The 12788-nt window shown below is 71.3% G+C and carries 12 protein-coding genes; all 12 read left to right on the forward strand.

The window, feature by feature from the left end:
* Positions 1 to 64 precede the first annotated feature (64 nt).
* Complete coding sequence (rpsK, locus tag VK640_07510; protein HTE73031.1) at positions 65 to 472, forward strand: 30S ribosomal protein S11; 408 nt, start codon at positions 65 to 67, stop codon at positions 470 to 472.
* Between the two features lie 16 nt (positions 473 to 488).
* Positions 489 to 1115, forward strand: a complete 627-nt coding sequence (gene rpsD / locus VK640_07515; protein ID HTE73032.1) for a 30S ribosomal protein S4 — start codon at positions 489 to 491, stop codon at positions 1113 to 1115.
* Between the two features lie 94 nt (positions 1116 to 1209).
* Positions 1210 to 2226, forward strand: a complete 1017-nt coding sequence (locus VK640_07520; protein ID HTE73033.1) for a DNA-directed RNA polymerase subunit alpha — start codon at positions 1210 to 1212, stop codon at positions 2224 to 2226.
* Positions 2227 to 2279: 53 nt separating this feature from the next.
* The gene (gene rplQ, locus VK640_07525) at positions 2280 to 2984 is read left to right on the forward strand and encodes a 50S ribosomal protein L17 (GenBank protein HTE73034.1); all 705 of its coding nucleotides are present in this window, start codon (positions 2280 to 2282) and stop codon (positions 2982 to 2984) included.
* A gap of 23 nt (positions 2985 to 3007) precedes the next feature.
* A complete protein-coding gene (gene truA, locus VK640_07530) occupies positions 3008 to 3862 on the forward strand; it encodes a tRNA pseudouridine(38-40) synthase TruA (protein ID HTE73035.1) in 855 nt (284 codons plus the stop codon).
* Positions 3859 to 4530 (forward strand): uridine kinase, encoded by a 672-nt coding sequence (locus tag VK640_07535; protein HTE73036.1) that lies wholly within the window; start codon positions 3859 to 3861, stop codon positions 4528 to 4530. Before truA ends, VK640_07535 begins: the two co-directional genes overlap by 4 nt.
* A gap of 42 nt (positions 4531 to 4572) precedes the next feature.
* Positions 4573 to 6255 (forward strand): ATP-binding cassette domain-containing protein, encoded by a 1683-nt coding sequence (locus VK640_07540; protein ID HTE73037.1) that lies wholly within the window; start codon positions 4573 to 4575, stop codon positions 6253 to 6255.
* Positions 6256 to 6364: 109 nt separating this feature from the next.
* The gene (locus VK640_07545; protein ID HTE73038.1) at positions 6365 to 9160 is read left to right on the forward strand and encodes an alpha-amylase family glycosyl hydrolase; all 2796 of its coding nucleotides are present in this window, start codon (positions 6365 to 6367) and stop codon (positions 9158 to 9160) included.
* 199 nt (positions 9161 to 9359) lie between these two features.
* Positions 9360 to 9803 carry a 50S ribosomal protein L13 gene (gene rplM / locus VK640_07550; GenBank protein HTE73039.1) on the forward strand — a complete coding sequence of 148 codons (444 nt, stop codon included), beginning with the start codon at positions 9360 to 9362 and terminating at the stop codon, positions 9801 to 9803.
* Between the two features lie 50 nt (positions 9804 to 9853).
* Positions 9854 to 10354 carry a 30S ribosomal protein S9 gene (gene rpsI, locus VK640_07555; GenBank protein HTE73040.1) on the forward strand — a complete coding sequence of 167 codons (501 nt, stop codon included), beginning with the start codon at positions 9854 to 9856 and terminating at the stop codon, positions 10352 to 10354.
* Positions 10355 to 10368: 14 nt separating this feature from the next.
* Entirely contained in the window at positions 10369 to 11718 is a 1350-nt protein-coding gene (gene glmM / locus VK640_07560; GenBank protein HTE73041.1) for a phosphoglucosamine mutase, read from the forward strand.
* A 121-nt stretch (positions 11719 to 11839) separates the two neighbouring features.
* Positions 11840 to 12788 (forward strand): DUF222 domain-containing protein (locus VK640_07565; GenBank protein HTE73042.1); only part of this gene is annotated, 949 nt, incomplete at its 3' end.

The raw sequence follows: 12788 nt of genomic DNA on the forward strand, positions 1-12788 counted from the left end.
AAGAAGTAGGCCTCCCGGCCTCTCGTCCGGCACACGAACCAGCCACCCAGGAGATCCAGAGCAGATGCCTCCGAAGAGCCGTCAGGGCGCGGGCGCCAAGAAGGTGCGCCGCAAGGAGAAGAAGAACGTGGCCCATGGCCACGCCCACATCAAGAGCACCTTCAACAACACGATCGTCTCGATCACCGACCCCTTGGGCAACGTGATCTCGTGGGCCTCGGCCGGCCACGTGGGCTTCAAGGGCTCGCGCAAGTCGACGCCGTTCGCCGCACAGATGGCGGCCGAGAACGCGGCCCGGCGTGCCCAGGAGCACGGCATGCGCAAGGTCGACGTGTTCGTCAAGGGCCCGGGCTCCGGTCGCGAGACCGCGATCCGCTCGCTGCAGGCCGCCGGCCTCGAGGTCGGCACCATCCAGGACGTGACCCCCGTCCCGCACAACGGCTGCCGCCCGCCCAAGCGGCGCCGGGTCTGAGGGGGGAGAAGGAGACATGGCTCGTTACACAGGTGCGGACTGCAAGCGCTGCCGCCGCGAGAAGATGAAGCTGTTCCTCAAGGGTGCGAAGTGCGAGTCGCCGAAGTGCCCGATCGAGATCCGTCCCTACCCGCCGGGTGAGCACGGTCGCGGTCGCTCGAAGGACAGCGAGTACCTCCTGCAGCTGCGGGAGAAGCAGAAGGCCACCCGCATCTACGGTGTGCTCGAGAAGCAGTTCCGTGGCTATTACGACGAGGCCAACCGCAAGCAGGGCAAGACCGGCGAGAACCTGCTGCGTATCCTCGAGAGCCGTCTGGACAACGTGGTCTACCGGGCCGGCTTCGCCAAGTCCCGGGACATGGCCCGCCAGCTGGTGCGCCACGGCCACCTCACCGTCAACGGCCGCAAGGTCGACATCCCGTCGTTCCGCGTGAGCGACAACGACATCATCGAGGTCCGTGAGAGCTCGCTCGAGCTCACGCCGTTCATCGTCGCGCGCGCCGAGGCCGGCGAGCGCCCGGTGCCGGCGTGGCTCGAGGTCATCCCCACCCGGATGCGCATCCTCGTCCACTCGCTCCCGGCCCGGCAGGTCATCGACACGCCGGTCCAGGAGCAGCTGATCGTCGAGCTCTACTCGAAGTAAGCGCACGACCCCGGGGGCGGCAGACCGACGCCGCCCCTGGGTGCACCACCTCGCACGGCGTCATATGGCGGACGCCTGCTGGAAGGACATTGACGTGCTGATCGCACAGCGCCCCACCCTCTCCGAAGAGGTCGTCGACGACTACCGCTCGCGGTTCGTCATCGAGCCTCTCGAGCCGGGCTTCGGCTACACCCTCGGCAACTCCCTCCGCCGCACCCTGCTGTCCTCGATCCCCGGAGCCTCGGTCACGAGCATCCGGGTCGACGGCGTGCTGCACGAGTTCACCACCGTGCCCGGCGTCAAGGAGGACATCACCGAGATCATCCTCAACATCAAGGGGCTCGTCGTGAGCTCCGAGGTGGACGAGCCGGTGGTGATGTACCTGCGCAAGCAGGGCCCCGGCGCGGTCACCGCCGCCGACATCGCGCCCCCCGCCGGTGTCGAGGTGCACAACCCCGACCTGCACATCGCGACGCTCAACGGCAAGGGCAAGCTCGAGATGGAGCTCACCGTCGAGCGCGGCCGCGGCTACGTCTCCGCGGTGCAGAACAAGCAGGTGGGCCAGGAGATCGGCCGGATCCCGGTCGACTCCATCTACTCCCCGGTGCTCAAGGTGACCTACAAGGTGGAGGCGACCCGTGTCGAGCAGCGCACCGACTTCGACAAGCTGATCGTCGACGTCGAGACCAAGCGCTCCATGCAGCCGCGCGACGCCATGGCGTCGGCCGGCAAGACGCTGGTCGAGCTCTTCGGGCTGGCCCGTGAGCTCAACGTCGAGGCAGAGGGCATCGACATGGGTCCGTCGCCGACCGACGCCGCGCTCGCCGCCGACCTGGCCCTGCCGGTCGAGGACCTCGAGCTGACGGTGCGGTCGTACAACTGTCTCAAGCGTGAGGGCATCCACACCGTTGGCGAGCTCGTCTCCCGCAGCGAGGCCGACCTGCTCGACATCCGCAACTTCGGCGCGAAGTCGATCGACGAGGTCAAGGCCAAGCTGCACTCGATGGGCCTCGCCCTCAAGGACAGCCCGCCCGGGTTCGACCCGAGCACCGCCGTGGACAACTACGGCGCCGACGACGACACGGCCTACGTCGAGGACGAGCAGTACTGACAACGGTCGGCTGACCCGACCCCTCGGACCTCGCAGACTGGAGACGGAACACCATGCCCAGCCCAGCCAAGGGAGCCCGCCTCGGCGGCGGCCCGGCGCACGAGCGACTGATGCTCGCCAACCTGGCCACCGCGCTGTTCGAGCACGGCAAGATCACTACGACAGAGGCCAAGGCCAAGCGGCTGCGTCCCCTGGCCGAGCGCCTGATCACGTTCGCGAAGCGCGGGGACCTGCACGCACGCCGGCGGGTGATGACCGTCGTGCGGGACAAGAGCGTGGTGCACGAGCTATTCGCCGAGATCGGCCCGCGATACGGGAACCGTCACGGCGGCTACACCCGGATCACCAAGGTCGGGCCCCGCAAGGGTGACAACGCCCCGATGGCCGTCATCGAGCTGGTCGAGGCGCTGACGGCCAAGGCCGAGACGGTGAAGGAGGCGGAGGCGGCCACGAAGCGGACCGCCAAGAAGACCGCCAAGAAGACAGCGAAGAAGGCTTCTGCCACGGACGAGGCGGCGACGGCGGCAGCGGCCTCCGAGGCTGCCGAGGCCGCGGCCGAGGAGGCCGCCGACGACGCCGCCGAGGGTGACGTCGAAGGCGCCGAGCAGGCTGCTGCCGAGGCCCGTGAGGCCGCGGACGAGGCGGCTGCCGCTGCCGAGGGCTCCACGGACGAGAAGGTCGACGAGGCCGCCGGCGAGGCCGAGGCCTTCGCCGAGATCGCCGAGGACGCCGCCGAGGACGCCAAGAAGTCGGAGTAGTCCTGACGCCCGACGCGCACGCCGTGACCGAGCCCGCCGTCCCCGTCCCCGGGGCCGGCGGGCTCGTCCGTCTGCGCCTGGACCTCGGGTACGACGGGACCGACTTCTCCGGCTGGGCCCGCCAGCCGGGGCGGCGGAGCGTGCAGGAGGTCGTCGAGGACTCGCTGATGACCGTGCTGCGGGTCCCTGAGTCGCGGGTCACCTGCGCCGGTCGGACCGACGCCGGTGTCCACGCGCGCAGTCAGGTCGCCCACGTGGACGCGCCGGTGACGGCGGTCGAGAGGGCCGGCGGTCCCGGCGCGCTGGCCCGCCGCCTGTCGGGGGTCCTGCCTCGCGACGTACGCGTGACCGAGGTGACGCCCGCACCGGACGGGTTCGACGCCCGCTTCGCCGCTCTCTGGCGCCGCTACGCCTACCGGGTCGGCGACCACCCGGCCGGGGTGGACCCGCTGCGCCGGCACGACGTGGTCGACCACCGCCGCAAGCTGGACGTGGCGGCGATGGACGAGGCTGCTCGTGCGCTGCTCGGCGTGCACGACTTCAGCGCCTTCTGCCGGCCCCGCGAGGGCGCCACCACGGTGCGGACCCTGCTTCAGCACGGGTGGTCGCGCGTGGACGGGCTGGTCGTGGCCACGATCGTCGCGGACGCCTTCTGCCACAACATGGTGCGGGCGCTGGTCGGCGCGGCCCTGGCGGTCGGCGAGGGCCGGCGACCGGCGGCGTGGCCGGCCGAGGTGCTGGCCGGCAGGGTACGGCGGCCGGACGTCCAAGTCGCTCCTCCGCACGGGCTGACCCTCGAGGAGGTCCGCTACCCACCGGACGAGGAGCTGGCGGCACGAGCCCAGGCGGCACGCCGCCGACGGGAGGAGCCCACATGACCACCACGGCGAGCCGCGAGGAGGTGCTGGTCACCTTGGCGTCCATGGTGCTGGCACTGCCCGAGGGTGCACCACGATCGGTGTGCCTCACCGGCGTCGGCTGCAGCGGCAAGACGACGCTGGCCGCCGAGCTCGTCGAGGTCGTGCAGGGCGCCGGCCGCCCGGTCGTGCCGGTGTCCTACGACGACTTCCACTTCCCGCGCGAGCGGCGTCACCGCCAGGGTCGTGCGTCGGCCGCGGGCTACCTGGACGACTCGTTCGACCCAGGGGCCTTGCGCCGGCTGGTCCTCGACCCGGTGGCCGAGGGCGCCACGAGCGTCGTGCCGGCGGCGTACGACCTCGCCGCGGACGAGCCGGTCGACCCCGAGCCGGTGCCGTTGCCGGCGGACGGGGTGGTCCTCGTCGAAGGGTCCTTCCTCCTCGTCCCGGACCTCGCGCGCAGGTGGGACCTCTCGGTGATGGTGGTCGCGGACCCCGGGAGCGTGCTGGAGCGCGGGCTGGTGCGCGACGCGGACCTCGGCACGCCGGAGCAGGTCCGGGAGCTCTACCTGCGGCGCTACCTGGCGGCCGAGGCGCTGCACCAGGAGCGCGACGACCCGTGGTCGCGAGCCGACGTGGTCGTCGAGATGTCGGACCCGGCGTCGCCGGCGGTCCTCGGCTCTCCCTAAAGGGGTCGCCGCGGGCGTGGGGCGCGCGCACACTCGTGACCTGTGGGCCACGTCGACGTCAACGGGATCAGCTACTACCTGCCGGACGGCCGCTGCCTCCTGTCGGACGTGTCCTTCCGGGTGGGGGACGGGGCGAAGGTCGCCCTTGTCGGCGCCAACGGCGCCGGCAAGACGACCCTGCTGCGGCTGGTCGCCGGCGACATCGACCCGCACGAGGGGTCGATCGGCCGCTCGGGCGGCCTGGGGGTGATGCGCCAGTTCGTCGGCTCGGTGCGCGACGAGTCGTCGGTGCGGTCGCTGCTCGTGTCCGTGGCGCCGCCGGCGGTGCGCAGCGCCGCCGCGGCCCTGGAGGCAGCCGAGCTGGCGATGATGGAGCGCGACGACGAGAAGACGCAGATGCGGTACGCCCAGTCGCTGGCCGACTGGGCGGACGCCGGGGGCTACGACGCGGAGGTGCTCTGGGACACCTGCACGGTCTCGGCGCTCGGGGTGCCGTTCGAGAAGGCCCAGTGGCGCGAGGTGCGGACACTCTCCGGCGGCGAGCAGAAGCGCCTGGTGCTCGAGGCGCTGCTGCGCGGACCGGACGAGGTGCTCATGCTCGACGAGCCGGACAACTACCTGGACGTCCCCGGCAAGAGGTGGCTCGAGGACTCGCTGCGCGAGTCGCCCAAGACCGTGCTCTTCGTCTCCCACGACCGCGAGCTGCTGTCGCGGACCGCCACCCGGGTCGTCACCGTCGAGCTCGGCGCGGGTGGGAACACCGCGTGGACGCACGGCGGGGGCTTCGGGTCGTACCACGAAGCCCGCAAGGAGCGCTTCGCCCGGCTCGAGGAGCTGCGCAGGCGCTGGGACGAGGAGCACGCCAAGATCAAGGCGCTGGTCCTCATGTACAAGCAGAAGGCCGCCTACAACGACGGGATGGCCTCGCGCTACCAGGCGGCGGTGACGCGGCTCAGGATGTTCGAGGAGGCCGGGCCGCCGGAGGCGATCCCACTGCAGCAGGACGTGTCGATGCGGCTCCGGGGTGCTCGGACCGGCAAGCGCGCGGTCGTCTGCGAGCAGCTCGAGCTCACCGGGCTGATGAAGCCCTTCGACCTCGAGGTCTGGTACGGCGACCGGGTGGCCGTGCTCGGCTCCAACGGGTCGGGCAAGTCGCACTTCCTGCGGCTGCTCGCGCGCGGCGGGTCCGACCCGGACGCAGAGCACCGCCCGGTCGAGGACCTCGTGATCGCGCCGGTCGCGCACACCGGCCGGGCCCGGCTCGGTGCCCGGGTGCGGCCCGGCTGGTTCGCGCAGACCCACGAGCACCCCGAGCTGGCCGGCCGCACGCTGCTCGACATCCTCTGGCGCGGTGACGAGCACCGGGACGGCATGGGCAGGGAGCCCGCGTCCCGGGCTCTGGACCGCTACGAGCTGGCGCACGCGGCCGAGCAGCGCTTCGACTCGCTGTCCGGCGGGCAGCAGGCCCGGCTGCAGATCCTCCTGCTCGAGCTGTCCGGAGCGACGATGCTGCTGCTCGACGAGCCGACTGACAACCTCGACATCGTCTCCGCCGAGGCGCTGGAGGACGGTCTGTCCGCCTTCGACGGCACGGTCGTCGCGGTGACCCACGACCGGTGGTTCGCGCGCGGCTTCGACCGGTTCCTCGTGTTCGGCGCGGACGGCGGCGTGTACGAGTCGGACCAGCCGGTCTGGGACGAGGGCCGGGTCGAGCGGGCGCGCTGACCGCGGGGCGCCGGGGGATTTGCGGCTTGCGGCCGGGGGTTCCCCATACGCGGTGTTACGGCTAGGTTGCGGCGAAACGGATCTTGTTCCCTCCTCGAGGAGACCCGCCATGCCGCGTCGCGCCCCGGTCGTCCGCCTGCTCCTGGCGCTCGTCGCCTCCCTGGTCGCGGTGGCAGGCGTGGCCGCGCCGGTGGGCGCGACGCCGAAGCCGTCGGGCGGTGACGGCGCGACAGCGCGGCACTCGCTGCGCGAGCCGGTCACCGACGAGAACTTCTACTTCGTGATGGCCGACCGGTTCGAGAACGGGGACCCGGAGAACGACGACGGTGGCTACGGCGACGACCCCATGGTGTCGGGCTTCGACCCGACCAAGAAAGGCTTCTACAACGGTGGTGACCTCAAGGGCCTGCTCGACCAGCTCGACTACATCGAGGGACTCGGCACCGACTCGATCTGGCTGACCCCGAGCTTCAAGAACAAGCCGGTGCAGCCCGAGGACGGCCCGTCGGCCGGCTACCACGGCTACTGGATCACCGACTTCACCCAGATCGACCCGCACCTGGGCACCAACCAGGACCTGGGCAACCTGGTGGACGCGGCGCACGCGCGAGGGATGAAGGTCTACTTCGACATCATCACCAACCACACTGCCGACGTCATCGGCTACGACACCGGGGCGCGCAAGCCGTACGTGTCCAAGGACCAGGACCCCTACACCGATGCGAGCGGAGAGGCATTCGACGACCGGGACTACGCCGGGACGGGTACCTTCCCCGGGCTGTCAGCCGCCACCTCGTTCCCCAACGGCTACACGCCGGTGCTCGAGGCCGGCGAGACCGACCTGAAGGTCCCCGCTTGGCTCAACGACGTGCGGCTCTACCACAACCGTGGCGACACGACGTTCGTCGGCGAGAACTCGCAGTACGGCGACTTCTTCGGGCTCGACGACCTCTTCACCGAGCACCCGACGGTCGTCAACGGGATGATCGACATCTACCAGACGTGGATCAAGGACTACGGCGTCGACGGGTTCCGGATCGACACGATGAAGCACGTCGACGACGAGTTCTGGCAGGCCTTCGGCCCCACCGTGCTGGACTACGCCAGGGACAACGGGAAGCCCGAGTTCTTCATGTTCGGCGAGGTGGCGTACGACGGCTTCGGTGCCCGGCAGAAGGCCGACACCTCGCTCTACACCACCCACAACGAGATGCAGTCCGTCCTCGACTTCCCGTTCGCCGACGTGGCTCGAGACTTCGCCTCGAAGGGCGGTGCGACGAGCAACCTGGCCCAGTTCTTCGACAACGACGACTGGTACACGGACGGGGACTCGAACGCCTACCAGCTGCCGACCTTCCTCGGCAACCATGACCGCGGGCGCATCGGCTTCTTCGTCGCCAACGACAACCCGGGCGCCGCAGACGCGGAGATGTTGCGGCGGGACCAGCTCGCGCACGAGCTGATGTACTTCTCGCGAGGCAACCCGGTGGTCTACTACGGAGACGAGCAGGGCTTCACCGGCACCGGCGGCGACCAGCTGGCCCGGCAGACCATGTTCGCCAGCCAGGTGCCCGAGTACCTGGACGACGACCTGATCGGCACGTCCGCGACGCACGCGCAGGACAACTTCGTCACGTCGCATCCTCTCTACCAGACGATCAGCGGGCTGGCGGCCCTGACCGAGGAGCACCCGGCGTTGCGCGACGGTGCGCAGCAGGACCGATGGTCGACCGACGGGCCCGGCATCTACGCGTTCTCGCGGCTGGACCGCGCGGACCAGCGCGAGTACGTCGTCGCGCTGAACAACAGCGAGTCGCAGAAGTCGGCTGCCGTCCCGACGTACATCGGCAAGCGCAACTTCACGAAGATCTACGGTGCCGGTGCCGCCGAGGTGAAGACCAAGGCGGACAAGACCCTCGAGGTCACGCTCCCGCCGCTGTCGACGGTGGTCTACGAGTCCAGCGGGCGGATCCCGCACTCCAAGGAGGCGCCGGCGATCTCGTTGGGCACGCCGACCCCGACCGACGAGGCGCGTGGCCGCATGCTCGTGCCCGCCGCGGTCGCGGGTGACTCCTTCTACGAGGTGAGCTTCGAGGCGAAGGTGGGCAACGGCGCCTGGGAGTCGATCGGGACGGACGACAGCGCTCCGTACCGCGTCTTCCACGACGTCGCGTCGGAGACGCCTGGCACGGCGTTGCAGTACCGCGCGGTCGTTCTCGACAACGGCGGGCACACCCGCGACAGCAACGTCGCAGCGGGCGCTGTCCCGGCGCCGAAGCTGACGATCGAGGTCCCGGCAGAGGGAACCAAGGTGCGCGGCACCGTGCAGGTGCGAGCGGTCGCCGACCCGGAGCGTGCGGACCACGTGGTCACCTTCGAGCGAAGCGTGGCCGGCGGCGCGTGGACCCAGATCGGGACCGACGACTCGTCGCCCGTCTACACGGTCTTCGACGACGTGGACGCGCTCGACCTCGCGGAGGGCACGTCTATCAGCTACCGCGCGACCCTGCACTATGTCGGAGGGGGGACGGTGTCGGCGACACGCACCGTCGAGATGGCAGGTCCTCCGCCTGCCAGCGCGACAGTGCACTACTTCCGCCCCGCCGGCGACTACCTCGACTGGGGCCTGCACCTCTGGGGTGACGCGATCGCGGACGGCGTAGCCACGGACTGGGGGACGCCGCGACAGCGGGACGGGGTCGATGACTACGGCGCCTTCTACACGATCCCGCTGAAGGACGCGACCAAGGCGGTCAACTTCATCATGCACCGCCCCTCCGGGGACAGCGTGCCGTTGACGCGCGAGCCGGGCGGTGACCGGTCGTTCGTCCCGATCGAGCACCAGGAGATCTGGCTCGTGCAAGGTGACCCGACGGTCTACACGAGCCGGCCCAGCGCACCCTGACCCCGCAACCGGGTGACCAAGGACATGGTGCGCGGCCTGCACCGCCTCGGCGACGAGGTGGAGGCCGTCCGGCTGCCCTGATCCGGCGTTTTGACCCCCTCGCCGCGCGGACGGTAGTCTGCGAGGTCGTTGTGCCCACCCCTCCGGTGCGTGCACCTGCCAAGCAAGCCATCTCTGCGAGCAACGAAAAGGCCTTCCCGTGCGCACGTACAGCCCCAAGTCCGGCGACGTCCAGCGTCAGTGGCACGTCATCGACGCGACCGACGTCGTCCTCGGGCGCCTCGCCAGCCAGGTCGCCACGCTCCTCCGGGGCAAGCACAAGCCGATCTACGCCCCCCACGTCGACACCGGTGACTTCGTCATCGTCATCAACGCCGACAAGGTGGCGCTGACCGGCAACAAGCGCGAGGCCAAGATGGCCTACCGGCACTCGGGCTACCCGGGCGGCCTGCGCGCCACGCCGTACGCCGTGCTGCTGGAGAAGCACCCGGAGAAGGCCGTCGAGAAGGCCGTCAAGGGGATGCTGCCGCACAACAGCCTCGGCCGGAACATGCTCAGGAAGCTCAAGGTCTACGCCGGCCCGGAGCACCCGCACCAGGCGCAGTCGCCGCAGCCCTACGAGATCACCCAGGTCGCGCAGTAGGCGCTCCGCCTCACCCGCCGACAGACCAGAGAGAGAAGCCGAGAGACACCGTGGCCGAGACCACCACCGAAGCCGTCGAGACCGACGCCGAGACCCCCGACAGCTACACCTCCGAGTCGTCGGTGGAGTCGTTCACGTCGGCGACACCGCGTGACATCGTCACCGCTCCTGGCGCGGCCACCGGCCGGCGCAAGCAGGCCATCGCGCGGGTCCGGCTCGTCCCGGGCTCCGGCCAGTGGACGGTCAACGGCCGTGCGCTGGACCAGTACTTCCCCAACAAGGTGCACCAGCAGCTGGTCAACGACCCGTTCGTGACCCTGGGCGCCGAGGACCGCTTCGACGTCATCGCGCGGATCCACGGTGGCGGCGTCTCGGGCCAGGCCGGCGCTCTGCGCCTCGCCATCTCGCGGGCGCTCAACGGCATCGACGAGGAGGGCAACCGTCCCTCGCTGAAGCGGGCCGGCTTCCTGACCCGCGACCCGCGGGCCAAGGAGCGCAAGAAGTACGGCCTGAAGAAGGCCCGCAAGGCGCCCCAGTACAGCAAGCGCTGATCGTCGGCGGCCTCGTGGGACGGGTCTTCGGGACCGACGGGGTGCGGGGCCTGGCCAACCGTGACCTCACGGCCGAGCTCGCCCTCGACCTGTCTGTCGCGGCCGCGCACGTGCTCGGGGACGTCGGTGCCTTCGAGGGGCACCGGCCGGTCGCCGTCGTCGGACGCGACCCCCGGGCGTCGGGCGAGTTCCTCACCGCGGCGGTCGTCGCCGGGCTGGCGAGCGCCGGCGTCGACGTCGTCGAGGCCGGCGTCATGCCGACCCCGGCCGTCGCGTTCCTCACCGCGGACCTCGGTGCCGACCTGGGCGCCGTCATCTCCGCCAGCCACAACCCGATGCCCGACAACGGGCTGAAGTTCCTGGCCCGCGGTGGGCACAAGCTCGCCGACGAGCTCGAGGACGCGATCGAGAAGCGCCTGCGCGAGGCGTGGGAGCGTCCGGTCGGCGCGGCCGTGGGCCGGGTGCGCCAGGACCCGTCGCTCGGCCAGCGGTACGCCGACCACCTGCTGTCGACGGTCCCGCACCGGCTGGACGGGCTGCGCGTGGTGCTCGACACGGCCAACGGGGCGGCGTACCGCCTCGCGCCCGCCATCCTGCAGGCCGCCGGCGCGGAGGTCGTGACCATCGGCGACCGGCCGGACGGCCTCAACATCAACGACGGCTACGGCTCGACGCACCTCGACCGGTTGCAGGCAGCGGTGCTCGAGCACGAAGCGGACGCCGGCATCGCGCTCGACGGCGACGCAGACCGCTGCCTTGCGGTCGACGCGTCCGGGGCCGTCGTCGACGGCGACCAGATCCTGGCGGTGCTCGCGCTCGCCATGCGCGAGAAGGACCGGCTGCACGACTCGACCGCGGTCGCGACGGTGATGTCCAACCTCGGCTTCCGGCTGGCGATGCAGCGGGAGCGGGTGTCAGTCGTCGAGACCCCCGTGGGCGACCGCTACGTGCTCGAGGCGATGAAGGACGGCGGCTACACCCTCGGGGGTGAGCAGTCGGGCCACGTCATCATGCTCGACCACGCGACGACCGGCGACGGCACGCTGACCGCCCTGCACCTGCTGGCCCGGGTGGCGGAGACGGGGACGTCGCTGCGCGACCTGGCCGGCGTGATGACCCGACTGCCCCAGGTCCTCGTCAACGTCCGCGGCGTCGACCGCGGCGGGGTCGACGACTGCGAGCCGCTGCAGAAGGCCGTCGCCGAGGCGTCCGCCGAGCTGGGGGAGACCGGGCGCGTGCTGCTGCGGCCGTCCGGAACCGAGCCGGTGGTGCGGGTCATGGTGGAGGCGGCGGAGGCGTCGCAGGCTGAGGCGGTGGCCGCCCGGCTGGCCGAGGTCGTGCGCGCCGAGCTCGCATTGGGCTGAGGCGTAGGGACGGGCCGGTTGGCCTGGCCGCGAGCTGACTGCCCTTGTGGACGGCGTCAGCGGCACGTCCAAGGTGTATGCCAGAATCGAACATGTGTTCGACAAAAGGATGCGCGACGCGATGTCGGAGGTCGCTGCGCTCGCCACGTCGGGCCGGGACCTCGGGGCAGCTGTCGGGTCGGCGGGAGCCGTCGCCGCCGTCGAGGCGGCCGGGGCCCGGCTCGACCGGGTGGCCGCCCTCGCTCCCGGGCCGTTGCAGATCGGGCTGCTGGCCGCGATCGACCCCGACTCCCTGGACCACGCCGGCCGGGTCGAGCTGCTCCAGGCCTGGGAGCGGGCCTCCCGGTGGGTCACCGCCCGCCAGCTGGACGCCGTTGTCGCGGTCGCCGGGCCGACGGCGACGAACCGGGACGACTTCGCCCGCGAGGACGTGCGAGCCGCGCTGCGCGAGGCAGGCGGCTCCTGGCGACAGGACGTCGACCTGGCCCGCTCGTTGCACGGTCGACTCGCGATGGCTGGAGCGGCCTTGGCGGCCGGCTCGCTGTCGTACCCGCAGGCACGGGCGCTGGAGCAGGAGACCGAGCCCCTCGACGACGAAGCGGCCCGAGAGGTGTGCGACCGGGTGCTCGCCGACGGGCGGACCCGGACGCCGGCCGACTTCCGTCGCCGGGTCAGGGCGGCGGTCATCGCGGTCGACCCCGTCGGCGCGGCGATGCGCGCAGAGACAGCCTCCGAACGTCGTCAGGTCGCCCGGCGCGTGCTGCCCGACGGGCAGGGATCCCTTGAGCTGGTCGGTCCGGCCACCGCGATCGCGGGCATCTGGGCGGTCCTGGCCCGGCGGGCCGGCCTCACCCACCCCGACGACCCACGCACCCTCGACCAGCGGCGCTTCGACGCCTTGCTGGACATCTGCCGCAGCGCCAGCACCGAGCGCGACCTGACCGACCTGGTGCGCAACCAGGACCCCGGAGCTGGTGACGACGCGGACTGCCACGACGGTGCGGGGGACCGCGCCGGCCCAGCGACGTCGGCCGACGGACGCGCGTCCTCGGCGAGTCGACGGGCGCGGA

The organism is Actinomycetes bacterium (assembly GCA_035489715.1).
In the GTDB taxonomy this organism is placed as follows: domain Bacteria; phylum Actinomycetota; class Actinomycetes; order JACCUZ01; family JACCUZ01; genus DATHAP01.